Here is a 24,846-nt window from a genome sequence, read left to right on the forward strand (position 1 = left end):
CGTGGTCACTGGATGCTCCGCCCACCGTCGACATCGAGGCAGACGCCCGTGAGGAAGCCCGCCTCGGGCGAGGCGAGGAACAGGATCGAGTCGGCGACGTCCTGGGTGTCGGCGGTCCGTCCCATGGGGATGCCGGCGACCATGGCTGCGCGCACGTCGTCGGGTATCCGGTCCACGCCCTGCGCGCCCTTGACGAAGCCGGTTTCGGCGACCACCGGGTTGACCGCGTTGACCCGTACATCGGGGGCCAGTTCGGAAGCGAGGCCGCGGGTCAGGGTGAGGACCGCGCCCTTGCTGGCGTTGTATACGGTCATGCCGGGGCGCGGGCGCAGGGCACCGATCGAGGCGACGTTCACCACCGAGGTGCCGGTCCTCTGTCGCATCACCGGCACCGCGTACTTGCAGCACAGGAAGACCGAGCGGACGTTGATCGCCCACATGCGGTCGGCGTCCTCGACCGGCAGGTCGAGCATGGGCATCGAACGGTGCGGCATACCGGCGTTGTTGACCAGGACGTCGATGCCCCCGAACTCTCCCACTGCGCTGTCCACCATGGTGCGTACGGAATCCGAGTCGGACACGTCTGTACGCACCGCGATGCCCTGCTCGAACTCCTTGGCCACCCGAGCGGCACCGTCGGCGTCGATGTCGGCGACGACCACGCGAGCACCCGCGTCGGCGAAGGCGCGTGCGGTGGCCTTTCCGAAGCCGCTTGCGGCACCGGTCACGATGACCGTCTTGTCCATGAAGGAAGCCATCCCTGCTCCTTTGTGTGTGGTCAGTAGGTGACGATGACGCTCTTGAGCTGGGTGTACTCGTGGAGGGCCTGCAGGCCCTTCTCCCGGCCGTGGCCGCTCTGCTTGCAGCCGCCGAATGGCGTCTCGATCAGCGAGCTGCGCCAGGCGTTGATGTAGACCTGACCGGCCTGCAACTGCTCGGCGACCCGCATGGCCCGGGAGATGTCCCGCGTCCACACGCCCGCTGCCAGGCCGTAGTCGGTGGAGTTGGCCAGCCGCACCGCTTCGTCCTCGGTGCGGAAAGGCATGACCGCCAGCACGGGGCCGAAGATCTCCTCGCGGGCGATGCGCATGTCGCCGTGCACCTGTGTGTAGACGGTCGGTTCGACCCTGTTGCCGCCCATCGCCCTGCCACCGGTGACGAGGGTGGCCCCGTCCTCCTTCGCGATGTCGAAGTAACGGCACACCTTCTCGTACTGCGCCGCGGTGGCCAGGGGGCCGAGTCTGTCGCTGATGTCCTTGACCTGGGACGTCAGCGCCTCGAGCACCGGCTCGTGCACGCTGTCGTGGATCAGCAGCCGGGTGCCCGCCGAGCACACCTGTCCGGTGTTGTAGGAGAAGGCCATGACCGAGCCCTCGACGGCGAGCTCCAGGTCGGCGTCGGAGAAGATGATGTTCGCCGACTTCCCTCCGAGTTCGAGGGTGACCGGCATGATCTTCTCCGCGGCGACGCGTCCCACCTCCCGGCCTGCGCCGACCGACCCGGTGAAGGACACCCGGCGTACGGCGGGGTGGGCGACCAGTGGTTCGCCGACCTCCAGGCCGGTGCCGGTCACCACGTTGAACACGCCCTCATCGAAGCCGATCTCGCTTGCCAGCCGGGCCAGGGCGAGTGCGCCTGCCGAGGTGAATTCCGAGGGTTTGACCACGACGGTGTTGCCCACGGCCAGAGCCGGAGCCGCGGAGCGTACGCACTGGTTCAGCGGCGCGTTCCAGGGCGTGATGATCCCGATCACGCCGTACGGCTCGCGGCGAGTGTAGGCATGCGTGCCGGGGCCGGCGTCGAGCGTGTGGCCCTGCTCGATGTTGACCAGGCCGCCGTAGAACTCGCAGTACGCCGCCGCGCCCTCGACCTCCAGCCGGGCCTGCCAGTCCGGTTTGCCGGTCTCGGCCGACTCCAGCGCGATGAACTCCTCGGCCTTGTCCCGTACGGCAGCACCGAGCGCGATGAGCAGCCGCCCGCGGTCCATCGGGCGCCGTGCCCGCCAGTCAGGACCGGACCGCTCGGCCGCCGTGACGGCCGCGTCCACGTCGGCTCCGTCGCCGGCCGGGATCTGTGACACCGCCCGCCCGTCGACCGGACTGGTGGACGTCAGATAGCGTCCGCCGGCCGGCGGGACGGGCTTGCCGCCGATCCAGTGCTCGTATCGCAGAGTCATCCCCGCTCCTTGGTCATCTCGGTACGCAGCTGTTGGGTTGCACCGGCACTCCTGGCCTCCGTGCTTTCGTGTGCCTCTGTCGGGCATCAGCCGAGTGGGCTCTTGGGCAGCAGCCGGTCGGCGATGATCTTCCGCTGTATCTCGCTGGTGCCCTCGAAGATCGTGGTGAGGCGGGCGTCACGCCAGTAGCGTTCCGCTCGGTGCTCGGTGGTGTAGCCGTTGCCGCCGTGCAACTGGATGGCCTGGGCGGTGACCTCGGCGGCCATCTCGGAGGCGGTGAGCTTGGCCATCGCCGCCTCCCGCTCGCACGGCAGCCCGGCGTCGATCATGTGGGCGACCTGCTGGTAGAAGGCCCGCGCCTGCTCCACGCGTGCTGCCATCTCGGCGATGAGGAACCGCAGGTACTGGAAATCGGCGATGGGGCGGCCGAACTGCTCACGCCGCTGCAGATACGCCAGGCTGTCCTCGACCGCTCCGCGCGCCAGCCCGACCGCACGCGCCGCCGTCTGCACACGCGCCGTGTTCAGCTCGGCCTCCACCGCCTTGAACCCGGCCGTGGAGACGGCCTCGGTCTCGGTCAGCGGCGTGAGGTCGCCGGCGGGCTTGGGGTAGACACGGTTGGCGGCCGGGACCCGCAGCCCGTCGAAGGTCAGGTTCCAGGTGACGAACCCGTGATAACCGATCTTGTCGATCGGCGTGCCCGTCAGCCCTTCGGGGAACGAGCCGCGTTCCTTCTCCACCAGGATCGAACCGAGGCCGACGGCCCGGGACTGCCCCGGCTCCGGGTCGGCCAGCCGGCAGAAGACCTGGATGAAGTCGGCGGCCAGGGCGTTGCCGCACCACCGCTTCTCTCCGGTGATGACGTACTCGTCGCCGTCGAGCACGGCCCGCGTCCGTACCGCCGCGAGGTCGGAGCCCACATCCGGCTCGGACAGGGCCGCCGCGCCGATCCATTCACCCTGCGCACTGCGCTCGATGAGCGCGCGGCGCCGCTGCGGGTCGGCGACGTTCACACCCATCGCGCCCTGTGCGCGGACGATGATGCTCGCGGTGCTCATCCACGCCCGGGCCAGTTCCTCGGAGATCATGCAGTACTCGAAGACGCCGAGCCCCATGCCACCCAGCTCGGTGGACACGGTGATCCCGAAATAGCCCTGCTTGGCCAGCCTCTCCAGCAGGGAGCGGGGAATCTCCGCCTTCTGCGGGTCGAGTTCGTCGGCCACCGGCAGGATCTCCTCGGTGGCGAACCGGCGGGCTTCGGCCTGGACGGCTGCCCGTTCCTCGGTCCAGTACGGGGCGGCGACAACGGGGGGCTTCGGCTCACGGAAGGTAGGGGCGGTCATGCGCGCTCCTTGGCAGGGATGGCGGAAGTACGGGGAGACTCAGAGATGCGTTCCAGGCTTCGGTTGGTCGTGCGCTCACCGAAGACGCCGACCGTCAGGCCCATGGCGACCATGGCGCCGGCGACCACGATGAACACGGCCGTGAATCCGAGGCCGGAGAAGACTGCGGGGATCAGGAAGCCGGAGCCGAACCCGGCCAGTCGCCCGATGCCGTTGGCGAACCCCGTTCCCGTACCGCGCAGCCGGGTCGGGAAGTTCTCCGGCAGGTAGGTGTAGACGAACGAGGTTCCGGTCTGCAGCAGCAGAGTCACCAGCAGACCGCTGGCCAGCAGGATCCCTTCGCTGCTGGTGAAACCGAAGACCAGGATGCCCACGGCGACCAGCGACTCGACGACCCACAGGGTGTACTTGCGTTCCCAGCGGTCGATGAACGGCCAGGCGAGCAGGGCGCCCGGGACCGCCGCCAGGGAGAGGACGGACGTGTAGGCCAGGCTCTGTTCGGCGCTGAGCCCGTGCTCGATCAGCAGGGTCGGGACCCAGGAGTTGAATCCGTAGAAACCGACGGCGAGGAAGACCAGCATCAACGAGGTGATGAGAGTGCGACGACGCAGCACCGGTCCGAACAGCTCGGCTGTGGTGGCCCGGACCATCGGGGGTTCTTCCTGCGGAATGGGCAGTTCCCGCCCGGTCGTACGACGGGCCTCGACCTCCAGCCGCTCGACCAGGTCCCGGGCCTGGTCGGCGCGGCCGCGTGCCTCCAGCCAGCGCACCGACTCCGGTAGCCGCCGGGCGGCCACGACGCCCACGAGTACACCCGCGGCGCCGAGCACGAAGATCCAACGCCAGGCCGACGGGCCGGTGGGGATGATGAAGCGTGCGAACCAGGCCATCATCGGAATGCCGGCCAGTCCCACCGCGAGGCCCGTCGACTGGACGCGTCCGCGGCAGTACTGGGGGTACATCTCGGCCACGTACGTCATCAGCACGGCGACCATGGCCTGTAGCCCAACGCCGGTGAGCACCCGGTAGACGGCGAGGTCGACCATGCCGGTGGCGCCCGCCGAGGCCAGGGAGAAGGCCGAGTAGAAGAAGACCGCGCCGATGATCGTCCGCTTGCGGCCGTGCCGGTCGGCGAGCCAGCCGCCGACGGAGGACCCCACGAACATCCCGAGGAAGGCCGCGGACGTGATGACGCCGACATCTCCCACCGTGAGGTCCCACTGCTCGCGGATCGCCGGAGCGGCGTAGGCGAAGGTGTTCAGGTCCGCCATGTCGAACAGGAGGAGGGCTCCCAGCAGCACCAGCCAGCTGCGCTGCGTACGGGTGACCACCGGCAGTCGGTTCATCCGGGCCACCAGGCTGGGAGCGGTTCTCTCCAGGGAATCCGAGGTATCTGAGGTGACGGCCATGTCAGGCCCCTTCTGGGCTCGTCGTCGAGGAGTTCGAGAAGAGGGGAATGCAGGTCACAGGCCGATGAGTTCGGCCTTGGAGAGCACGTTGCGCAGCAGCCGGACCGATGCCGCGTCGACCATGTCGCCTTCGAGGGTGAGGGCGCCGAGCCCCTGTGCTTCCGCCTCCGCGTATGCCTTGGCGAGCTTGCGGGCCCGCTCGACCTCCTCGGGCGACGGGGAGAAGACTTCGTTGGCCGGGACGACCTGACTCGGATGGATCGCCCACTTGCCCTGGTATCCCAGCGAGGCCGCCCACAGGGCCTCTCGCCGATAGCCCTCGGGGTTGGAGATCGCCGCGTACGGGCCGTCGATCGCGTCGATCCCGGCCGTGCGCGCCGCGACGATGATCTTGTTACGGGCGTAGTGCCAGATGTCGCCCGGATAGTGCGGGCTCTCGCCGATGGCCTGGGCGGGCACGCCCTGCGAGCCGGCGAAGTCGCCGGGGCCGAAGATCAGCGCCTCGAGGCGCGGACTGGCGGTGGCGATATCCTCCACGTGGACCAGGCCCTCGACCTCCTCGATGAGGACCTCCAGGCCGATCCGCTTGGCCATGCCCAGGCTCTGCTCCAGCTGACTGAGCAGCACGTCGACCCACCACACGTCGCGGGCCTGCTTCACCTTCGGGACGATGATGACGTCCAGTGCCCCGCGGGCCCCTTCGACGATCTCGATGATGTCGCGGTGAGCGTAGGGGGACTCCAGGCTGTTGATACGGACCGCCCGGGTGCCGGGCTTCCAGTCCAGATGTGTGAGCGCATGAACGATCTTGGCGCGGGCGGGGACCTTCTCCTTGGGGGCGACCGCGTCCTCCAGGTCGAGGAAGACGTAGTCGGCCTCGCCGGCGGCCGCTTTGGCCATCATCTTCTCGCTGCTGCCGGGGGTGGACAGTTCGCTTCGCCGCAGACGGCGCATGGGGAGCTCCTATCGGGGTGTTCTGATGGTGGCCTAGACCGTGTCCGCAAAGTCCCGCCTGGCCCGCGGCTAGCGGACGGTGCGGCCGACGCGCAGCCGCGCGATGTCCTCGCGCTGGTAGCCGAGTTCCGTGAGGATCTCGTCGGTGTGCTCGCCGAGCAGCGGAGCCCGGCGGAACTCCTCGGGCGGGGCGTCGGTGACCTTGACCGGCTGCCCGGCCACGGTGACCGGGGCGGCGGATCCGGGCTGCTCCACCTCGGCGAGCATCTGCCGTACCGTCAGATGCGGGTCGGCGAACAGGGCTTCGGCGGTGTTCACCGGGCCGGCCGGAACGGTGTCCGACAGCGCCGCGGTGATCTCGGCACGGGTGCGGACCGAGGTCCACTCCTCGATCGCCGCGCGCATCTCGTCGCGGTGGACGACCCGGGCCGCGTTGGTGGCGAGCCGCGGATCGGTGCCCAGTTCCGGCCTGCCGATGACCTCGGCCAGCCGGGCCCACTGCTTGTCCAAAGGAGCAGCGATCGCCATCCAGCCATCGCTCGCCCGGAACACCCCGAACGGCGCGAGCAACGGGTGGTCGTTGCCCTCGCGCCCCGGCACTGCCCCGACGTACGCGTGCTGGTGGATCACACGCTCGCACAGCGAGACGATCGCGTCGTACATCGCCACGTCCACGAACCGGCCCCGGCCGGTGCGTCGGGCGTCGGTGACGCAGGCCATCACGCCGAACGCCGTCAGCACGGCGGGGAAGATGTCACCGATGCCGGGCCCGACCTTGGTGGGCTCACCGTCCGGGCGCCCGGTGATGGCCATGACCCCGCCCATGGCCTGCGCGACGACATCGAACGCGGGCCGGTCGACGTAGGGACTCTTGCCGGTGCGCGGATCGCCGAATCCGCGGATCGCGCCGTAGACCAGCCGCGGGTTGCCCTCGCGCAGAGTCTCATAGGCGAGGCCCAACTGGTCCATCACGCCGGGCCGGAAGTTCTCGATCAGTGCGTCGGCGTCCCGGATCAGGCGGCGCAGCAGCTCCTTGCCGTCCGAGGTGGTCAGGTCAATGGAAATGGAGCGCTTGTTGCGGTTGATGGAGGCGAAGTAGCCGCCGAACTCCCTCAGTTCATCGTCCTGGCGGTACGGTCCCTGGCTCCGTGACATGTCGCCCTGGGGCGGTTCGACCTTGATGACCTCCGCGCCCAGGTCGGCGAAGAGCATGGTGCAGTACGGCCCGGCGAGGGCCCGGGTGAGATCGATGATGCGGATACCGTCGAGCGGCCTGCTGCTCACGCGGGCCTCCGCTTCACCAGCACGGTGCGCTCGGCCTCGAAGACGATCTGGTCCCGCTGGTTCACGCCCCAGTGGCGTAGCCCCACGACGCCGGCGCCCTTCTCGTCCTCGTCCGCGTCATCGGTGGAGACCACCTGCGTGAAGGCGTAGAGCGTGTCGCCGTGAAAGACCGGCGAGGGGAACCGGAGCCGGTCCAGGGTGAGTTCGCGCACCGCATGTTCCGCGGTGTCCTGCATGGTCAGGCCGATGACCAGGGCAGCGGTGATCCCGCCGAACACGATGCGCTCTCCGAAGGGGGTGTCCTTCATGGACTCCTCGTCGAAGTGCCCGGAGGCGGTGTTCATCGCGAGGTTGCACAGCAGCACACCGTCCACGTCGGTGACGGTCTTGCCGCGCGCGTGTTCGTATACCTCGCCGACGGCGAAGTCCTCGAAGTACAGCTCGCCGTCGGTCTGTGGGCCGCTCACCGGGCCTCCCGAGACTTGATCAGGTTGGTGCGCCGAAAGTCGACGACCGGCCCTTCGCCGATCCTGCCCTGGGTGTGCCAGGTCACCACGCCCATTCCGGGCCTGCTGCCCGACCTCCGCGCCGAGACCACCGTGCTGGCGGCCGTCAGCGTTTCGCCGACCATCACCGGCCGGTGGAAGGTGAGGCCGTCGATGCCCAGGAAGGCGCCGCCCGATTCGCTGAGGTCCTCCACGGACAGCCCGACCGCCACCATCAGGACGAGCATCGGGTTGATGACGGTGTCCGCGTGGCCGGCCGCCAGTGCCTTCTCCCGGTTGAAGTAGACCGGGTTGTAGGCGAGCGTCAGCGTGGACAGCAGGGTGTTGTCGGCCTCCGTCAGGGTCCGCCCCCAGTGGTGCTCGAACCGGCGGCCCTCCGGGAAATCCTCGAAATAATGGACGCGTTCTCTTCTCCGGGCCTGTTTTCGCAGGGTCGTGACGTTCACGTCAGCTCCTTCGTCAGTGCGCGGATGTCGTCGAGGTCTTCCAGGTGATCGACGAGATCGATGAGTGCCGCGGCGGCGTCCGCGCCCAGCACCGGAGCGACCAGGCCGCGGAACTTGGCGCGCAGCCGCTCCTCCTGCTCGGTGGGGTCGCGGCTCCAGGCGGGCGCCCCGCAGTCCACCTCGGCCGCGAGGGTGCGGCCGTTGCGCAGCCGGACGGTCACCCGCGCGCCCAGGGCGGGCAATAGATCGTCGGATGTCACTCGCATCCGCTCGATGAGAGCGACGATCCGCGGATCGCAAACCGCATCGTCGGTGAAACGGCTCTCGTCCGTTGCTCCGTGCAGCAGGGACAGCGCTGTGGTGAATGTCAGGCTGAACTTGCCTTCCAGGCCGGTCGAGGGGCGCGGGATCGCGCAGACGTGCAGTTGCTGAGGGGGTACCTCGATCTCGATGTCCTCGACCTGATCGGCGCTCAACCCATCGTTCCTCCTCAGCAGCCCGATCGCGTCGATCGAGGCGTGCGTGCCGTAGCAGGAGGCGTGTGCCTTGAACAGCACCTGCAAAATGTGCCAGGGGTTGCCGAACTGCGTGCACACCGCCTCGCGGTCCGACCGGTCCGTCTGCGTGGCGGCGAACCCCTGAGGGCAGAACAGGGCGTCCTCGGCGCTGGTGAGCCCGCGCTCGGCGAGCCTGGCGGCCAGGAATCCGGCGGAGGCGGCGCGGCCGGTCTGCAGTGGTTTTCCCATGGTGCCGAACATCGCCTTCACACCCGATGCCGACAGTGCCGCGATGCCGAGTGCCTGCTCGGTACGCTTCGCGTCGAGGCCGAGGAGCCGCGCGGCGCCGGCCGCCGCGCCGAACGTTCCCACGGTCGACGTGGTGTGGAAGCCGCGTGCGTAGTGTCCCGGTGCGACGGCCAGCCCGACCCGGCACTCCGCCTCGAATCCGGCGACGAAGGCGGTGAGCATGTCCCGGCCGGTCGTGCCCGCCTCCTCGGCGGCCGCGAGCACGGCCGGCAACACTGGCGCGGACGGGTGCCCGCCCATCGCGTCCATCTGCAGATCGTCGTAGTCCAGTGCGTGAGCGGCGATGCCGTTCACCAACGCGGCGGCCGCCCCGCCCGCGCGCCGGTCGACGCCGAGCACGGTGCACGGCCCCGTCGCCGCTTCACTCTGTACGGTCTCCCACGTCAGACGCACGGCCGGTTGCGATGCGCCGGCAATCGCGACGCCAAGGGTGTCCAGGACACACTGCTTGGCCAGTGTCACCACGAACGGTGGGAGATCGTCGTACGTGAGAGAAGCAACGGAGCCGGCCAGCACGCCGGTCGGTGACAGGGATATGCCCACACACCCTCCTCGTCGAGGGGTGTTCCAGCGGCGGAACACCATGCGTTCAGCGGGTGCCAGGAATATCCGGGCCGGGCCGTGAGGCCGTCTACGGCCCCTTCCGCTCACCGAAAGAAGTTCTGTGAACACCCGGTCGTCCGGCGGGCCGGCTGCCGTTGAACGGAAAAGCGCGTTGACGTCCGGTCCGCACGCGGGATTGGTTGTCGCACTCAGTCCGGCCCGTACCTCTGGAGTGTCCGATGCGATCCGACCTGTTCACTGATGAGCAAGAACTGTTCCGCGACAGCGTGCGCGAGTTCGTGGACCGCGAAGTCGCTCCATACGTGGAGCAGTGGGAACGGGCGGGCCGGATCGACCCGAAGCTCTGGCGCACCGCGGGAGAGCAGGGCCTGCTGGGACTGGCGGTGCCCGAGGACTTCGGCGGAGGAGGAACGGCCGACTACCGCTTCCGTTGCGTGATCATGGAGGAGCTCGCTCGGGTCGGTGCAGCCTCGGTCAACGTTGCGCTCGGCGGATTTGACGACCTCATCGGCCCGTACCTGGTCGACCTGGGCACCGAGGACCAGAAGCGGCGCTGGCTGCCCGGCCTGTGCTCCGGTGAGAAGGGGGCCGCCATCGCCATGACGGAGCCGGGTGCCGGCAGCGACCTGCGCGGCATCCGGACCACTGCGGTGCGCGACGGCGCCGACTGGGTCCTCAACGGCAGCAAGACGTTCATCACCGGAGGTGGGCGTGCCGACGTGATCATCGTGGTGGCCTGCACCGACCCGGAGGCCGGCTCGCGCGGGTTCAGCCTGTTCGTGGTGGAAGGCGGTATGCCGGGGTTCACCCGAGGCCGTGCCCTGGAGAAGCTGGGACAGCGAGCCGAGGACGTGTCCGAGCTGTTCTTCGACGACGTCCGCGTTCCCGCGGCGCATCTCCTCGGCGTCGAGGGTGGCGGCTTCGGCCACCTGATGGAGCGTCTGCCGAAGGAACGCATGTCCATCGCCTACTACGGCCTCGCCGCCGCCGAAGCCGCGCTGCGCTGGACCGTGGAATACACCAAGGAGCGACGCGCCTTCGGACGGCCCGTTGCCGAGTACCAGAACACCAAGTTCACCCTTGCCGAACTGGCCACCGAGCTCGACGTCACAAGGGCCTACCTGGACCGCGCCGTACTGGCGCTCAACGAGGGCCGGCTCTCCGGCATCGACGCCGCAAAGGCCAAGTGGTGGGCGACCGAACTCCAGCAGCGCGTGATCAACCGCTGTCTGCAACTGCACGGCGGCTACGGCTACATGCGCGAATACCCCGTAGCACGCGCCTTCGTGGACGCCCGGGTGCAGACGATCTACGGCGGCACCACCGAGATCATGAAGGAGATCATCGGCCGCGACCTCGTGAAGTGAGTTGGTGCGTCGGCGGCCTCTACGTCTCGGCGCGATCCCAGCAGCCACCAAAGTTTAACAAACCATTGACGCGCGTGTCTCAGATGCCTAACTTCAGGGGATGCATCAGGGATGCGGTACTAGTGGAAACCACTGGCCGTACTGCCTGACGTGAGGTGCGTGCTGCAGAAAGCGCCCAGTCTTTCTCATGAGGAGCTGATGTGATCCATCGGTTCTCCGTGACGGTGAGCGCTGCACTCAACCGGATGCCGGATCCGACGGCTCGCCATCCGCGTCGCACACGCATCGGCCACCCCGAGGTTGGCAGTCAAGTCGGTTTCGGCGGTACGCAGCCGAGCGAACCATCCAGCCACCGCCCTCGACAGGCGCCCGAGACGAGGAGAGCCGCATGCAGGACGGACAGCGGACGACCGCCACGGTAACGGGAAGGGCTTTGCGGGTACTGGAGGCATTCTCCAGTGCCCGCCTGGTGCTCCGCCTCACGGACATCTCCCGGTACAGCGGCCTGCCTCTGACCACTACTTACCGCCTCGTCAAGGAGCTCACATGCTGGGGCGCGCTGGAGCGGGAGGAGGGTGGTGGCTACCGCATCGGCCTCCGACTCTGGGAGATAGCGGCGCTGGCACCGCGTGGGCTGGGGCTGCGCGAACTGGCCCTGCCCTATCTGGCAGACCTGAATCAGTTCACACGGGAGAACGTACAGCTCGCCGTGCGCGAGGCTCTATCGGTCGTGTACGTGGAGCGGCTTGCCGGACGAGGAGCCGTGCCGGTACTGACCCGAGTAGGCGGCCGTTTCTCCCTTCCGCCCACCGGGGTCGGCCTGGTGCTCCTCGCGCACGCTCCCGCTGCGATGCAGGAACAGGTCCTCAGTCAGCCCCTGACCCGCTACACGGAGAAGACCCTCTGCTCTCCCGCCCAGGTACGGCGGGCCCTCGCTGAGGTGAGGCAAACCGGTGTCGCCATCAGCGACCGGCAGATCACGATGGACAGCATGTCGGTCGCCGCACCGGTGCACGGCCCAGGGGGTGGTGTGGTCGCGGCGGTCTCGATCGTCGCGCACGCCGACACCGCCCACGCCCACGTCTTGATCCCTCCCGTCCAGGCGGCCGCCCGCGGAATCTCCCGTGCGCTGGGAGCACCTGTCCCCAGCGGCGGCGCCCACGCGTCACGCGGAGCCGAACCGGCTCAGCCCAGCTTGCTCCGAGGCGCCTGAACCCTCCCCGCCCGCCGCCCGGTCACTCCTCGACAACCGAGGCCACTTGCTGCAGGACAGGTGAGTTGCCATGTGTCCGGCGGCCACGAGGGCGACGAGGGTGGCGGTCTCACCGACCTCGCCGGTCGAGGCGGTCCGGTGCGGTGCCGGGCCCGCGGGCGCGCAAGATCCAAACGAGTAGTCCTAATAACATCTCCGGCATGTCTCTTTACGAAGTTCACATCGACGCTCTCCAGGGCGGTCCCGCGAATCTCGCCCAGTACCGGGGCAAGGCGGTCCTCGTCGTCAACGTCGCCTCCAAGTGCGGCCTCACCCGGCAGTACACCGAGCTGGAACAGCTCCAGAAGAAGTACGCAGCACGGGGGTTCACCGTCCTCGGCGTCCCGTGCAATCAGTTCGCGGAGGAGGAGCCCGGAACACCCGAGGAGATCGCCAAGTTCTGCTCGTCCACGTACGGGGTCACCTTCCCGCTGACCGAGAAGGTGGAGGTGAACGGCCCCCGGCGGCACCCGCTGTACGCGAAGCTCGTGCGCACAGCGGATGCGGACGGGCACAGGGGCGACATCCGCTGGAACTTCGAGAAGTTCCTCCTCGCCCCCGACGGCACCGTCGCCGCCCGCTTCTCCCCGCAGACCACCCCGGACTCCTTCGAGGTCGTAGAGGCCCTGGAGGAAATCCTTCCCGCCTGACACGCCTGCTGGTCGGTGGCGCCCCCGCACCCGACCGCCGGGCCGCGTCGAGGCGGTCCGCCGCCTGGCAAGCCAGGTCGCGGCAACGTCCTGGGGGGTGGAGAACAGCTCTGGGCAGAGGACTGCTCTCCCACGCCCCCTTGGGGAGTTGCAGAATCGCAAGCCAGCGACGTCGACCGGGAAAGTACATGATGTACATGCCGAGACTGTCCCCTCCAACAGTCCTGGGCGTTGCATCAGCAGCCTGACCTGCACTAACGTCCCAGCTCACCGATACCGCTGTCCCCCGAATCACGCAGGTCACCAGTTCGTACTGAACAGGGGTATCGCTCATGGTGCCGGCTCACGACCGATGTCTCATTGCTTCCAACACTGCTGTCCCAGTGCTCAACTCACAAGCCTGCAGTGGAGGGCAGGTCCTCAGGCTGCATCCCGCAAGCACGCGAATAGCTCCTCGAGTTCGCCCCCACTCGTCTTCAACACCCTGGTACTGCGGGTGATGTGGACGCTCGACCGGATGTCGGACAGAAGAGAATAGAAGGAAGTCGTCACCATGGAAACACGCACCACCGGATACACGACAGTGGAATACGGTGAGGTCAGCGTGCTCGTCGGCGCCGAACGGGGCGCCTACCCGTACGGCAACTCACTGCTCGTGCGCGGCGCCGGCGAATCGCTGGTCATCGATCCCTCGCTGTCACTCGTCGAAGACGCGCCACCCGCGGACGGGGTCCTCGTCAGCCATGCGCACGAGGATCACATCGCCGGTCTCAGCAGCTACGACGTGCCGGTCCACGGCCACCACGGCGATCTCGATGCGTTGCGCTCCCGCGAGGTCCTGGTCGCCGGATTCGGTCTTCCGCCCGAGGCAGCCGACGAGGCCGACAAGGCGCTGCGGGATCACTTCCACGTGCACGGCCGTCCGGACGCGACGGGGTTCGCGGACGGCACCGTGTTCGACCTGGGCGGGCGCACCGTGACCGTCGTGCACCTCCCCGGCCACACCGCGGGCCACAGCGGCTTCCTGATCGAGCCGGAGGGTTTCCTGTTCGTGGCGGACATCGACCTGACGTCGTTCGGTCCGTACTACGGCGACGTGGGCAGCAGCCTCGTGGACTTCGAGGCATCGATGCGCCGGTGCCGGGAGATCGATGCGCGCTGGTACGGCACCTCCCACCAGAAGGGCGTCATCGAGGGCGCCGCGGAGTTCCGGCGCCGGCTCGACGCCTTCGCCGGAGTAGTGGAGAAGCGTGAGGCCACGCTGCTGGCCTTCCTCAGCGAACCCCGGACCATCGAGGAGATCGTCGAACACCGGCTGGTCTACCGGCCCCACGTCGAATTGCCACAGGTGGGGCCCGTAGAGCGGAGAACGGCGGTACAGCACCTGGACCGCTTGATGGCCGAAGGGCAGGTCGCGGAGGTGGAGCAGGGGCGTTTCCGCGCTACGTAGAGCCGAGACGGCCGCACAGCGGCCCGAGGGATGGGCCCAGAGCATGACACGGAACGGTGACCTCCCCCCGGCGTCTGCATCGCGGGCGCCTCGTCGCCGGCGCCGTTGTAGACGGCACCCCTGGCCTGCCCGGCCGCGCTGGAGGGGCGCGGATGCGGGACCTTCGGTACGTTTCCGGTATGGGCATCGATGTCGACACGTTCCTCCGTCGTCTTGCTCAGGAGCTCAGCCCCCGGGCGGAGGAGTCGGCCGACCTGCTGCTGCGACGCCTGCGCGTCGACATGCCCGAGCTGTGGGAGCACGAAGAGATCGCCGAGCTCGCGCTGGAGGAGACGGCCGGGCACATCACCAGGTTCCTCGACGTACTCGAACAGCGCATCGACGTGACAGAGGTCGAGGCGCCGCCCAAGGCGCTGGAGGTCGCCCGCCAGGCCGCCCGGCGCGGGGTGCCGATCAGCCAGCTGCTGCGCTCCTACCGCCTCGCCCACATGCTCCTCATCCAACTGCTCCAGGGCGAGGCAGCACGGCTCAGCGACGACTGGGAGCTGATGAACGCCGCGGCCATGCGGCTGGTCGGCGCGGCCTTCGCGTACGTCGACCGCGGCTCGGAGCAGGTCGTCGCGGCCTATCAGGAGGAGCGCGACCGGCGGGTGCAGCGCCGGCTACTGCTGGCCAACGAGGCGAGCCGGCGGATCGGGACGAGTCTCGACACCGCCCGTACCGCCGAGGAGCTGGCGGAATTCGGCACGGAGGACTTCGCCGACCTCGTCACCGTCGACCTCCTCGACTCCCTGCTCCACGACGGCGACGCCCAGCCGCCCGCGCCGGCCGCACGCACGCCGGTGCTGCGTCGTATCGCCCAGCGTTCGGCGCGGGAGGACGACGTGGGCCTGCCGGTCGCCACCGGCCGGACGCACACCTATCCGGCGGAGTCGGAACCGGCGCGCGCTCTGGCCTCGGGACAGCCGCGCCCGCACCGCGCCACGGCGCCCGCGTCCGTCCACCACTCGGCCCTGCTGCTGCCCCTGCGGGCGCGCGGCCACACCCTGGGCCTCGCCCAGTTCCTCCGCCGCAGCACCACGGCTCCCTTCGACGACGACGACCTTCTGCTGGCCCAGGAGATCGCGGCACTGGCGGCGGTGTCCATCGACAACGCCCGCCGGTACAGCCAGGAGCGCACCACCGCGCTCACCCTCCAGCGCAGCCTGCTGCCGCAGCGCGCGGTGGAGCAGTCCGCCGTCGACACGGCGTCCCGCTATCTGCCGAGCGGTGCGCGGGCGGGCGTGGGCGGTGACTGGTACGACGTGATCCCGCTGTCCGGAGCGCGGGTCGCCCTCGTCGTCGGCGATGTCGTCGGGCGCGGCCTGCACGCCGCCGCCACGATGGGCCGCCTGCGCACGGCCGTCCGGGCCTTCGCGGACATCGATCTGATGCCCGACGAACTCCTCACGCATCTGGACGACGTGGTCATCCGTCTGCAGCGCGAGGAGGCGCGGGACGACGGCGAGCTGAGCGCCACCTGCCTGTACGCGGTCTACGATCCGGTGTCCCGCGTGTGCACGCTGGCCAGCGCCGGCCATGTCGCCCCGGCCGTGGCAACTCCTCCTCCCGCCAGGCACATTGACGCCACGTGGTCGGTCGACTTTCCCGAGATGCCGATCGGCCCGCCCCTGGGCCTGGGCGGGCTCCCCTTCGAGACGGCTCAGTTCGAGCTGGGGGAGGGCAGTCTGCTGACCCTGTACACCGACGGTCTCATCCAGAGCCGTGGCCGTGACGTCGACTCCGCGCGCGCCGCGCTGTGCGACGCCCTCACCGACGGGCCGGACATGCCGGAGGAGATCTGCGACCGGTTGCTGGCCGCCGTGCTGCCCAGCAACCGCTCCGATGACGTCGCCCTGCTGGTGGCGCGGACCCTGGCCCTCGACCCCGGCCATGTCACCACGCTCGACCTCCCCTCGGACCCGGCGGCCGTCGCCGGCGCCCGTGGCCACACGTCCCAGACGCTCACCGCCTGGGGACTGGAGGAACTGTCCTTCGCCACGGAACTGATCGTCAGCGAACTGGTCACCAACGCGATCCGCTACGGCAAGGGCCCGATCCAGCTGCGGCTGATCCTCCAGTCCACGCTGACCTGCGAAGTCTTCGACACGAACAGCACCTCCCCGCACCTGCGCCACGCCCGCACCTTCGACGAGGGCGGGCGTGGCCTGCTGCTGGTCGCCCAGCTCGCCGAGCGCTGGGGCACACGGCACAGCCGCGAGGGCAAGGTGATCTGGGCGGAACAGGCCCTGCCCACCGAGGCGGACGGCGTCCTCAGATGACGCCCTGCTCCACCGGTCTCTCGGCGCGAACCGGGCCCCGGACCGGGTTCCTGCTGCCGAGCCAACCGAGGAGGAACGCCGCGGGTACGGAGAGCAGGCCCGGAGCGCGGAACGGGTACCAATGGAAATCCGCCTCCGGCATGAGCGCGTACGCGGATCCGGACACGGTGGGAGAGAACATCGTGAGGACGGTGCACAGCAGCAGCCCCCCGTAGACGGACCACAACAGCCCTCTGCGGTTGAACCCCGGCCAGAAGAAAGAGTAGACGAGCACCGGGGCCACGCATGTCGCCGCGACGCTCATCGAGAAGATGGCCAGGAACTCCACCGAATACCGGTGAGCGGCCGCGGACAGCGTCAGGCCCATGGCACCCAGGACGACGATGGCCAGACGCAGCGCCCGCACGTGTCGCCTGGTGGCGCGCGGACCGTCGGCACGCGCGAACACATCGTGCGCGAGGGTGACGGCGGCTGCGAACATCACGCTCGTTACGGTCGTGAGGATGACGAGGAAGGCGGCACACGCCACGGCGGTGATCAGCGCGACGCGCATGGCGGAGCCGTTCCCCAGGACATCGGAGGCCAGCAGGACCGGGGACGCCTGCCCGTTGTCGTCGACCCTACCGATGTCCCTGCCACCCACCACGGCCGCGGCTGCGAAGCCGGTGGCGATCAGGAGGAGGAAGTAGGCACCGGTCAGTCCCACGGCGATGCTCATGGATCGCCGTGCCGAGCGCCCGGTGCGGGACGCGCCGACACGCAGGATCAGGTGGGGCATCACAGCCGTGCCGAGGATCACGACGATGTGATCGCTGATCATGTTGAGTGGCACGAGGCTCGAGATGTGTGCCCAGAGCCCCGGGCTCAGATAGTCGTCGGGCGCCACGCTCTTGTCCACGGCGGCGGAGAGCAGGCTTCCGGCGTCCCACGAGAACTTGTTCAGGGACAGCACCACGAACACCGCGAGCGTCACCAGGGTGATGCCGACCTTGACCACGTGCATGCGGCTGGTGCCCTTGAGATCCGCCACCACGGCGAAGCAGACGACGAGCCCACCCAGCAGGACCGTGCACAGCACCTGGGCCGCATCGGTCGACAAGCCGATCAGCATGGCCGCGATGATGCCGCCGGCCCGTAGCTGGATCACCAGCATGGGAAGCGTGATCGCGAGCGTCACCACGGCCGCGGCGATGCACGGCGCCGGCCCGGATGCCCGCAGGGAGAAGAGGCCGCCGAGTGTGTAGCGGCCACTGTTGCGGACCTTCTGAGCGAGGAGCAGCAGCAGACCGAGGGCGAGGACGCTGTCGACGGCGGAGGCGTACCCGTCGTAGCCGAAGAGAGCGATGGCTCCGGACGTCGCGAACAGCGTAAGGACGGAGATCTGTTCGCCGGCCATGGCAAACCCGTTGAACACCGGTGACAGGGACCGGTCAGCGACGTACAGCCCTTCCGGGTGGTCGTCGTGGGTGGCCAGCGTGACCACCCACAGCAGAGCCAGACCGATGAAGACCAAGAAGGCGACCACCACCGGACCTCTCGCCGCCGAGCCGATCGGGTCGTGTACGCCCGAGCTCAGGAGGTACCAGGTCACCGCGTCACCGCCCGGGACGCGTCCGCCGGAGAGGCACCCGAGGCCCCGGGCGTCGGAGGCCGTTCGAGGGGGTCGCACACCCGCGTCGCCCGGTTCTCGTACCACCAGACGCTGCCGGCGAAGACGCCGAGTTGAAGGACTCCCCAGCCGAGGCCCAGCGTGAGCCGACCGTACACGGGAGCCGCGGCGAGCTCGGCGGCACAGGACAGCACGACACCGACGGCGAAAGGCACCGCGTTGAGGGCAAGAAACACCCGCTGGGCCCGGTGCACGGCGTGGCGGTGAAGGTCGGCGCGTTGCGGACGGACGTCCGTCACCGACTCGTCGGGCGGCTTCGGAACGAAGTAGGAGCGCACGGAACTCTCTTGTAAGTAAAGGTGCGGGGGTACAGGACGTGGTGGTGGTGAACCGGTCGTCGGAGAGCGGAGGCGTCTTGGAACGGTCAGGGGCCACAGGCACCGAGCCGACGGTCAGGCCACAGGCACCGAGCCTCGTCGGGCATTGCGTCGGCTTCCGTTGACGAGATCGTTGAAACGGTCGACGGCCCAGATGGTGCGCAGTCCCAGCGGGCCCATCATCATCGGACGAGGGAACGTTGGCTTCTTCATCCACAATCCCTCCAAGTCTTCGTGTCGCTCGCCGTCGACGATCAGATCGGCGATGAGGGACCCGACATAGGGCGCTTGAGCCAGACCGTGGCCGTTGCAGGCCATCGAGTAGAAGATGTTGTCGTCGATCTGCCCCGCGAGCGGAAGCCAGGACGAGGCGATCGCGATCCATCCTCCCCACGCACGATCGATCGCGACGTCGGAGAGAGCCGGAAACCGCGTCGCGAAGGCTTCCGCGAGTTCTTCGACGAGCGACGGGTCCGGCTCCTTCTGCGGGAGTGGATAAGTCGTGCCGCGCTCGAGCCGCCGGACGCCGAACACAATGGTGTTGCGCGGCGTCAGGCGGTAATTTTCCATGATGTTGTGCTGGGTGACGAGTCCCGACCGACTCGTCCACCCCAGTGCAGCCAAACGGGCAGGATCGATGGGCTGAGTCTCCACCTCGATGACCCAGATGGGCACGGAGAGCCGTGGAGGAGTGATGTCCCACTCTCCCGCGTACGCGTTCGTCGCCAGAACCACTTTGTTCGCCCGCACCTGGCCCTGAGGAGTGGTCAGAACTACCTGACCGCGGTCGCGCGTGATGTCGGTGACCTTCGTCTGCTCGAAGACTCGCGCGGACGAGCCGAGCAGTGCGCGGCGCACCCCCAGGGTGAACCTGCCGGGGTTCATCATTCCCCCGACCATCTCGCGCATCCCGCCGAGGAATCCGCGCGGGATTCCGAGCTCTTCGCTCGTGCCCAGTTCCACCTGGCAGCCGGCGCGCTGAAGAATCTTGGTCACGCGGCGCACTCGGCCCATCTGTCCACGCGACACCGCCGCGAAGCAGTTGCCCGTCGGTTCGTAGTCGCAGTCGATGCCGTGCGTCTTGATGAGGTCTTCCACGTGGTGCGCGGCGTGCTCGGCAAGCCGGATCATGCCGGGCATCTTCTTGCGGTAGAGCAGATTGAGGAGCTGGAGGTCCCCGCCCGGAGCACCCGCCACTTGCCCTGCGTTGCGGGAGCTGGCGCCGTGTCCGCAGAACTCGGCCTCCAGCAGCACCACATCTTGACCATGTTCGGCCAGCCGCAGCGCCGTCGACATGCCTCCGAGGCCGCCGCCGACAACCGCGACGTCACAGGTGAGGTCGCCGGTCAGGCCCGGCAGGATGTCTGCGGGCGGATCGACCCAGCCGCTGAAGGTGGTGTACTCGACGTTGTGGGTCTTCATCTGATTGCTCCTCGGGAATGCGCTCTGGTCCTTGGCGCGTTGCTCAGGCCCGAGCAGCGCTGTGTTCGTTCGAAGCCGGTTCCGCACCCGTCGCCACGTTGTGGTTGTGCAGAGCGCGGTAGGCGAGGAAGTACACGAACATCTGGAATCCCCACGTGGTGAGAGCGAGGATGTAGTGGGTGGTGCGGTGCTCGTCGTCCGGGATCGGGAAGAAGTCGTATATGAGCGCGATGGCGGTCCCCGCGGCGGTAGCGAGCGCAGCACCGATGGCCAGGCCCTTGGCACGAATCTTCCAGAGCCGCCATGAGAAATAGGCGAGGAACAGGGTCGTGAGCACGTTGACGATGACGTAGTACGTTGCCGGGCCGACGTGAAGCTCATGACTGCGGAACTGCTGGAGATACAGCCCGGCGACGATGGCCAGCGCAAACACGCTGATGTCGACCGCCAACGTCGGCTTGTACCGGTGCGTGACTCGCATCAGGCCCATGATGAGAATCAGGGTGATGCCCACCGATCGCGAGAAGGCATCGAAGAAGTACGCGATGGAGTACAGGAAGCTGCCCGGGTCGCCTCCGAGGAGGGACCAGACGAGGAAGTTCGAGCCGGACGTGGCGACGATCATCCATTCCAGGCCGAGCAGGTAGTTGCCGTACCGTCGAATGAATCTCCATCCGTAGAAGAATCCGGTGAAGATCATCCAGAGATCGGCGAGCATGAAGAGCAGTTCTTTCATGGTGTGCGGTTCCTTTGGGCCGGGCCTTTACTGCTGAGCAGAAGGCCAATCTGTGCAGGGGGTCGTTGAATTGCCTCGGACATGGATGCCGTCGGAGCGAGGGGCTGGTTCAGGACGCGGCACTTCCGGACCGCCGACCGGACCGAGCGCGTGAGATCAGCACGGTCACCACGACGAGCAGGGCGAGAACTCCCGACAGCCAGTAGCCGATGCCGTAGAGGCCCTTTGCGGCGACTTCGAGACCGGTTCCGGGCACCGGAACCAGGGAGGCGCTGAGGTCGCCGCTGACCAGTGCCGTGCCGAAGGCGAAACCCACGGCCATGAAGGTGCCGGCGGCACCGGCGGCCATTTCGGCCTTCTCCTCGGGCACTGCCAACTGCACCAGGGTGAAGCTGGCCGCGTAGCCGATTCTGCACCCGAGGCCCATTACGGCAGCGCCCACGAGGTGGTGCCACTGCTGGTCGTGCGCCACGGCGAGCCAGGCCAGTCCCGCTGCGCTGGTAAGCGCTCCGATGACGAAGACGGGCACACCACGGCCGTTGAACAAAGCGCGGTCGAGCACGGTGCCTCGGACCAGGAACGCCACCGCGAAGGGCGCCATGAGCAAGCCGGTCTGCAGAGCGCTGAACCCGAGGCCGTAGGCGTCCGCCGGCCGAAGAACCTCAGGACTGATCTGGGCATACGTGCTGAGCAGGAGCATGAAGGCTGAGTTCACCGCTGCGAACAGCGCGATGCACAAGCACGAAGCGGTGACCAGCGGAGCCTTCATCATGGCGACGTCGAACACCGCCGAGGACGACTTGCGCTCGACGCGCACCCAGGCGATGCCACCGACGATGCCGACCACCAACGGAATGAGTGCCGCGCTGCCCCACACGAGGCCTTGCGTCAGAGTCAGGAGAATCGTCGCGACCCAGGCGATCATCCACACCGTGCCGAGTACTCCGATGCGGCCGGCGCGCTCGGCAGGCGGGGCGTGGGGAATCGTGGCGTACGACGCAACGGTCGTGGCCGCGCACACTGCGGCGAGGATGATGAAGAAGCTCCGCAGCGACAGGTTCTCGACGATGAAGCCGCCGCCGATCATGCCGACGACGATGCCGACACCGGTAGCGATGACCAGGACCGCGACCCCCACCGTGATGCCGTCCTCGCCGAGATTGCGACGCAGGAATCCGAGCGGAAGGAGCTGCGCCGCGCCACCGAAGCCCATCAGAATGCAGCCGGCCAGAAGGGTCGGATACGAGTCGCCGACGGCCGGAATGAGCGCGCCGACCGCGAGAAATGCGGACGCCGCCACGGAGGCGCTCCGGTCGCCGTACAGATCGGCGAGGCGCGGCAACAGGATGAAGCCCGCTCCCCCGCCGAGGGTCAGCGCCGTGTAGAGCCACGTCGTCTCGGCCACTGTGGCGAGGCCGTACTGCGCCTGAATGACCGGCAGGAGCGGCGGCAGGATGAAGATGACGGCGTTGGTCAGGACGACCAGCAGCGCGCCTACACCGATGAGCACCCCCTTGTGCGGCTTGTTCGGCGCAGGGCGAGAAGGCGCCTCGCCGGCGAGTCCGGCAGGTTGGTGGATCTCTGTCATGGTTCTCTCCAGTTCCCGATCAGAGGTGGCTGATCAGACATGGCCCGGGAGCCCGGCCCCGATGGCGGTCCGGCTCGTTGCGGATGCGTTGGGCGACGCCTCGGTACAACGGGTTGAGTGCCTCGACGCCATGTGCTCGGTCCGCGCGAACAAGGCGCCTGCACGCTTGGTCCGTTCTTCGTCACGGCAGGTTCGTTCTCGAGAAAGGGCTGGTCCGCGCTGGAGAGGCGCCGGGCCGCCTTGTGATCCGTCTCATACGCTAAGGCGAAGTTAGTCAGCTGTTCAAGACGCGCGACTAAGAAAATTCACTGCCCGGCCGCAACAACCGTCGACGACAGGCGCAACTGCTAAGCTGGGTGCTGACTTAATCAAGCGTCCAACTGAGTGGACGCGTTGCACCGGGAGGATTTCGTGCCACGGATCTCCGTCGCCCAACGGCGTAGCGACTTCATCAACGCCGCCGTGGAAGTCATCGCGGTCTACGGCATCGAAGGCGCAACGACCCGACGGATTGCCGAGCAGGCTCAGGCGAACCTGGCGATGCTGCACTACTGCTATGACTCCAAGGAGGACCTCTTCGCCGATGTCTACGATTTCGTGGCCGGCAAATTCCGCGAGGTGCTCAAGGACAGTGATCCGCACGCCAACCTGGCGGACACGGCTCGCCAGCTCCTGCGCGGTGTCATGGAGTGCTACCTCGAGTCGGCCAACTTCGCCGCGGCGACGCTGGAACTCATCAGCTGGGCACGGCGTCAGCACGGAGACCGCGGTATCGCGGTGTACGACCAGGCCCTGGAGACTGCGCGTACTGCGCTTCGCGGCGCCACCTCGGACCACCCGGTCGACGCAGAAACCATCGACCAGATCGCTTATGTCATCGCCGCTTTGGCTGACGGTTTCGCCCTGAACTGGATGACCTACGGGGATCGGTCTGCCGCAACGGAACAGATGGAAATCGCCGTCTCCGTACTGGAGAACTGGCTCACGGTTCGGCTCGGATCTTCACCTGCGGCGCTGTGATGGGCTCATGAACGCCGCCGCACTCGAGCTGCTGCCCCTCGTCAGGGGTGTGCACGGCGGGAGGCCCGGGGCCGGGCCTCCCACAGAGCGTGTGTGGTGTGGTCACAACGGCAGGTCGGGCGAGTCGACGCCGACGACCCGGTCGCCGCAGAAGACGCGCACCGACTCCGCCGGCCCGTGGCCGCCGATGCCGGCCGGGCCCCAGAAGCTCTGAGCCGACTCCTCACCGAGGTCGGCGAGCTTGGCGCCGTTGACGCGCACCTCGCCGGACATGACGCGGGAGCCGACGTCGATCGCGCGGTCGGTGTCGGCGCCGAACACGTAGGCATCGAGGCCCGAGGGATTGGCGTTGGCGAAACGCAACGCCTGTTCGGTGGAGTCCACGGCGTGCAGAGAGACGACCGGACCGAACAGCTCGGCGGTGGCCCGAGCAGGGTCGGCACCGGCGGCGATCGTCGGCGACATGAAGAAGCCGTCGAGATCGGGCAGTTGGGCGGGTTGGCGGATGCTCGCCCCGAGATCACGCAGCCCCTCGATCCTGCTCTGGAGGGTCTGGAAGTGCGGCGCATTGGAGATCGGGCCGATCTGGACGTCCTCGTCGAGAGAGTGGCCGACGACGAGCTTGGTGATCCGCTCGGTCAACGCCTCGAGAAGAGGGTCGACCAGGCTGCGGTGCGCGAGGATCTTGCCCGGCCCCTCACACCACTGACCGTTGAGCTTGGTCATGCCGTCGAGGATGCCGTCGGCGGCGACGTCGAGGTCGGCATCGTCCAGCACGAGCACCGGATTGTTGCCGCCGAGCTCCAGTTGCAGGACCTTGAAGTCCTCCGCGCCGGCCCGCGCGATGGCGCGGCCCGCGGCCGGTCCGCCGGTGAACGAGACGATCTTGATGCGCGAGTCGGCAGTCAGCCTGGCGCCGACGTCACCACCGCCGTGCACGAGCTGCAGCGCGCCGCTGGGCAGGCCCGCCGCGAGGAAGCACTCGACGATGATCTGCGCGCTGCTGGGCGCGTGCTCCGAGGGCTTGAGGATGACGGGGCAGCCCGCCGCGATCGCGCTGGCCATCTTGGCGGCGGGAATGAAGCTCGGACCGTTCCACGGTGTGAGGATCGCGGCCGGCCCCCACGGCACCTTGTGGAGGCGGACGTCGCGGCCGCCGGCCGACAGCGCGGTGACGCGCGGGATGTTCACCAGGTCCGACGCCGACGCCCGGATCCTCGCGGGCAGGAAGGCCGCGACCTTGCGCGTGACGCTGATGGGCGTGCCGCTGGTCAGCGAGTCCGTCCGCGCGATGTCCTCGGCACGGGTCTCGATGATCTCGGCCACGCGCTCGAGCATGTCGGCGCGCTCACGCCGGGCGTCCTCGCCCCAGTGGCCGATGTCGTACACGCGCTCCGCGTGCCGCAGCGCCCGGTCGAGATCGTCGGGTGCTGTCGTGACGAGGCGGTGGATGGGCTCGCGCGTGTTGGGGTCGACGTTCCAGGCGTCATCGGCCGTCGGGCACTCGCTCCAGTCGTCGGCGATGTAGTTCACCGGCTGGGGGATCGTGATTTCGTTGCTCGCCAT

Annotated in this window: 21 protein-coding genes; 6 read left to right on the forward strand and 15 right to left on the reverse strand. The window is 68.3% G+C overall.

The window, feature by feature from the left end; all coding sequences use genetic code 11:
• Positions 1–5: 5 nt before the first annotated feature.
• From IG84_RS0106450 to IG84_RS0106490, 9 genes are all read right to left on the reverse strand, one after another.
• The gene (locus IG84_RS0106450) at positions 6–758 is read right to left on the reverse strand and encodes an SDR family oxidoreductase (protein WP_031052355.1); all 753 of its coding nucleotides are present in this window, start codon (positions 756–758) and stop codon (positions 6–8) included.
• 20 nt (positions 759–778) lie between these two features.
• On the reverse strand, positions 779–2,176 hold the full coding sequence (locus IG84_RS0106455) for an aldehyde dehydrogenase family protein (protein ID WP_031052358.1): 1,398 nt from the start codon (positions 2,174–2,176) through the stop codon (positions 779–781).
• Positions 2,177–2,262: 86 nt separating this feature from the next.
• A complete protein-coding gene (locus IG84_RS0106460; RefSeq protein ID WP_031052360.1) occupies positions 2,263–3,519 on the reverse strand; it encodes an acyl-CoA dehydrogenase family protein in 1,257 nt (418 codons plus the stop codon).
• The gene (locus IG84_RS0106465; RefSeq protein WP_031052362.1) at positions 3,516–4,928 is read right to left on the reverse strand and encodes an MFS transporter; all 1,413 of its coding nucleotides are present in this window, start codon (positions 4,926–4,928) and stop codon (positions 3,516–3,518) included. The genes IG84_RS0106460 and IG84_RS0106465 overlap by 4 nt, the downstream gene beginning before the upstream one ends.
• 54 nt (positions 4,929–4,982) lie before the next feature.
• Entirely contained in the window at positions 4,983–5,882 is a 900-nt protein-coding gene (locus IG84_RS0106470; RefSeq protein WP_031052364.1) for an HpcH/HpaI aldolase/citrate lyase family protein, read from the reverse strand.
• 69 nt (positions 5,883–5,951) lie between these two features.
• The gene (locus tag IG84_RS0106475) at positions 5,952–7,166 is read right to left on the reverse strand and encodes a CaiB/BaiF CoA transferase family protein (RefSeq protein ID WP_031052367.1); all 1,215 of its coding nucleotides are present in this window, start codon (positions 7,164–7,166) and stop codon (positions 5,952–5,954) included.
• On the reverse strand, positions 7,163–7,633 hold the full coding sequence (locus IG84_RS0106480; RefSeq protein ID WP_031052369.1) for a MaoC family dehydratase: 471 nt from the start codon (positions 7,631–7,633) through the stop codon (positions 7,163–7,165). The genes IG84_RS0106475 and IG84_RS0106480 overlap by 4 nt, the downstream gene beginning before the upstream one ends.
• A complete protein-coding gene (locus IG84_RS0106485) occupies positions 7,630–8,118 on the reverse strand; it encodes a MaoC family dehydratase (RefSeq protein WP_037799424.1) in 489 nt (162 codons plus the stop codon). Before IG84_RS0106485 ends, IG84_RS0106480 begins: the two co-directional genes overlap by 4 nt.
• The gene (locus IG84_RS0106490; protein ID WP_031052376.1) at positions 8,115–9,440 is read right to left on the reverse strand and encodes an MmgE/PrpD family protein; all 1,326 of its coding nucleotides are present in this window, start codon (positions 9,438–9,440) and stop codon (positions 8,115–8,117) included. Before IG84_RS0106490 ends, IG84_RS0106485 begins: the two co-directional genes overlap by 4 nt.
• Positions 9,441–9,706: 266 nt before the next feature.
• Here IG84_RS0106490 and IG84_RS0106495 point away from each other — a divergent pair, with 266 nt between their 5' ends.
• The 5 genes from IG84_RS0106495 to IG84_RS0106520 all read left to right on the forward strand — a co-directional run bounded on the left by IG84_RS0106495 (position 9,707) and on the right by IG84_RS0106520 (position 16,528).
• Positions 9,707–10,855 (forward strand): acyl-CoA dehydrogenase family protein, encoded by a 1,149-nt coding sequence (locus IG84_RS0106495; RefSeq protein ID WP_031052378.1) that lies wholly within the window; start codon positions 9,707–9,709, stop codon positions 10,853–10,855.
• A 388-nt stretch (positions 10,856–11,243) separates the two neighbouring features.
• Positions 11,244–12,068, forward strand: a complete 825-nt coding sequence (locus IG84_RS0106500) for an IclR family transcriptional regulator (protein ID WP_063761746.1) — start codon at positions 11,244–11,246, stop codon at positions 12,066–12,068.
• A gap of 200 nt (positions 12,069–12,268) precedes the next feature.
• Complete coding sequence (locus IG84_RS0106505) at positions 12,269–12,757, forward strand: glutathione peroxidase (protein ID WP_031052381.1); 489 nt, start codon at positions 12,269–12,271, stop codon at positions 12,755–12,757.
• A 553-nt stretch (positions 12,758–13,310) separates the two neighbouring features.
• Positions 13,311–14,207 carry an MBL fold metallo-hydrolase gene (locus IG84_RS0106515; RefSeq protein WP_031052382.1) on the forward strand — a complete coding sequence of 299 codons (897 nt, stop codon included), beginning with the start codon at positions 13,311–13,313 and terminating at the stop codon, positions 14,205–14,207.
• 179 nt (positions 14,208–14,386) lie between these two features.
• Positions 14,387–16,528, forward strand: coding sequence for an ATP-binding SpoIIE family protein phosphatase (locus IG84_RS0106520; protein ID WP_031052385.1), 2,142 nt, complete (start codon positions 14,387–14,389; stop codon positions 16,526–16,528).
• Here IG84_RS0106520 and IG84_RS0106525 read toward each other — a convergent pair.
• The 5 genes from IG84_RS0106525 to IG84_RS0106545 form a co-directional block, all read right to left on the reverse strand.
• Positions 16,521–18,119 carry a sodium:solute symporter family transporter gene (locus tag IG84_RS0106525; protein WP_051861451.1) on the reverse strand — a complete coding sequence of 533 codons (1,599 nt, stop codon included), beginning with the start codon at positions 18,117–18,119 and terminating at the stop codon, positions 16,521–16,523. The two genes, IG84_RS0106520 and IG84_RS0106525, sit on opposite strands and share 8 nt — an antisense overlap.
• The gene (locus IG84_RS0106530; RefSeq protein ID WP_031052389.1) at positions 18,116–18,475 is read right to left on the reverse strand and encodes a hypothetical protein; all 360 of its coding nucleotides are present in this window, start codon (positions 18,473–18,475) and stop codon (positions 18,116–18,118) included. The genes IG84_RS0106525 and IG84_RS0106530 overlap by 4 nt, the downstream gene beginning before the upstream one ends.
• A gap of 114 nt (positions 18,476–18,589) precedes the next feature.
• Positions 18,590–19,936 (reverse strand): NAD(P)/FAD-dependent oxidoreductase, encoded by a 1,347-nt coding sequence (locus IG84_RS0106535; RefSeq protein ID WP_031052391.1) that lies wholly within the window; start codon positions 19,934–19,936, stop codon positions 18,590–18,592.
• A 43-nt stretch (positions 19,937–19,979) separates the two neighbouring features.
• Complete coding sequence (locus tag IG84_RS0106540) at positions 19,980–20,672, reverse strand: hypothetical protein (RefSeq protein WP_031052392.1); 693 nt, start codon at positions 20,670–20,672, stop codon at positions 19,980–19,982.
• Between the two features lie 109 nt (positions 20,673–20,781).
• A complete protein-coding gene (locus IG84_RS0106545; protein ID WP_031052393.1) occupies positions 20,782–22,260 on the reverse strand; it encodes an MFS transporter in 1,479 nt (492 codons plus the stop codon).
• Between the two features lie 384 nt (positions 22,261–22,644).
• On the opposite strand from IG84_RS0106545, the gene IG84_RS0106550 reads away from it, so the two are divergent.
• The gene (locus IG84_RS0106550; RefSeq protein ID WP_245659237.1) at positions 22,645–23,280 is read left to right on the forward strand and encodes a TetR/AcrR family transcriptional regulator; all 636 of its coding nucleotides are present in this window, start codon (positions 22,645–22,647) and stop codon (positions 23,278–23,280) included.
• A gap of 102 nt (positions 23,281–23,382) precedes the next feature.
• On the opposite strand, the gene IG84_RS0106555 is transcribed toward IG84_RS0106550, so the two are convergent.
• The gene (locus tag IG84_RS0106555; protein ID WP_031052398.1) at positions 23,383–24,846 is read right to left on the reverse strand and encodes an aldehyde dehydrogenase family protein; all 1,464 of its coding nucleotides are present in this window, start codon (positions 24,844–24,846) and stop codon (positions 23,383–23,385) included.

The sequence above is a fragment of the Streptomyces ochraceiscleroticus genome, assembly GCF_000720485.1.
Taxonomy (GTDB): Bacteria; Actinomycetota; Actinomycetes; order Streptomycetales; family Streptomycetaceae; genus Streptomyces; species Streptomyces ochraceiscleroticus.

What these genes read in the sequence shown, in the direction of transcription:
- IG84_RS0106450 (WP_031052355.1), bottom strand. Translation starts at nt 758, where the DNA reads ATGGCTTCCTTCATGGACAAGACGGTCATCGTGACCGGTGCCGCAAGC.
- IG84_RS0106455 (WP_031052358.1), bottom strand. Translation starts at nt 2,176, where the DNA reads ATGACTCTGCGATACGAGCACTGGATCGGCGGCAAGCCCGTCCCGCCG.
- IG84_RS0106460 (WP_031052360.1), bottom strand. Translation starts at nt 3,519, where the DNA reads ATGACCGCCCCTACCTTCCGTGAGCCGAAGCCCCCCGTTGTCGCCGCC.
- IG84_RS0106465 (WP_031052362.1), bottom strand. Translation starts at nt 4,928, where the DNA reads ATGGCCGTCACCTCAGATACCTCGGATTCCCTGGAGAGAACCGCTCCC.
- IG84_RS0106470 (WP_031052364.1), bottom strand. Translation starts at nt 5,882, where the DNA reads ATGCGCCGTCTGCGGCGAAGCGAACTGTCCACCCCCGGCAGCAGCGAG.
- IG84_RS0106495 (WP_031052378.1), top strand. Translation starts at nt 9,707, where the DNA reads ATGCGATCCGACCTGTTCACTGATGAGCAAGAACTGTTCCGCGACAGC.
- IG84_RS0106500 (WP_063761746.1), top strand. Translation starts at nt 11,244, where the DNA reads ATGCAGGACGGACAGCGGACGACCGCCACGGTAACGGGAAGGGCTTTG.
- IG84_RS0106505 (WP_031052381.1), top strand. Translation starts at nt 12,269, where the DNA reads ATGTCTCTTTACGAAGTTCACATCGACGCTCTCCAGGGCGGTCCCGCG.
- IG84_RS0106515 (WP_031052382.1), top strand. Translation starts at nt 13,311, where the DNA reads ATGGAAACACGCACCACCGGATACACGACAGTGGAATACGGTGAGGTC.
- IG84_RS0106520 (WP_031052385.1), top strand. Translation starts at nt 14,387, where the DNA reads ATGGGCATCGATGTCGACACGTTCCTCCGTCGTCTTGCTCAGGAGCTC.
- IG84_RS0106535 (WP_031052391.1), bottom strand. Translation starts at nt 19,936, where the DNA reads ATGAAGACCCACAACGTCGAGTACACCACCTTCAGCGGCTGGGTCGAT.
- IG84_RS0106540 (WP_031052392.1), bottom strand. Translation starts at nt 20,672, where the DNA reads ATGAAAGAACTGCTCTTCATGCTCGCCGATCTCTGGATGATCTTCACC.
- IG84_RS0106545 (WP_031052393.1), bottom strand. Translation starts at nt 22,260, where the DNA reads ATGACAGAGATCCACCAACCTGCCGGACTCGCCGGCGAGGCGCCTTCT.
- IG84_RS0106555 (WP_031052398.1), bottom strand. Translation starts at nt 24,846, where the DNA reads ATGGCGAGCAACGAAATCACGATCCCCCAGCCGGTGAACTACATCGCC.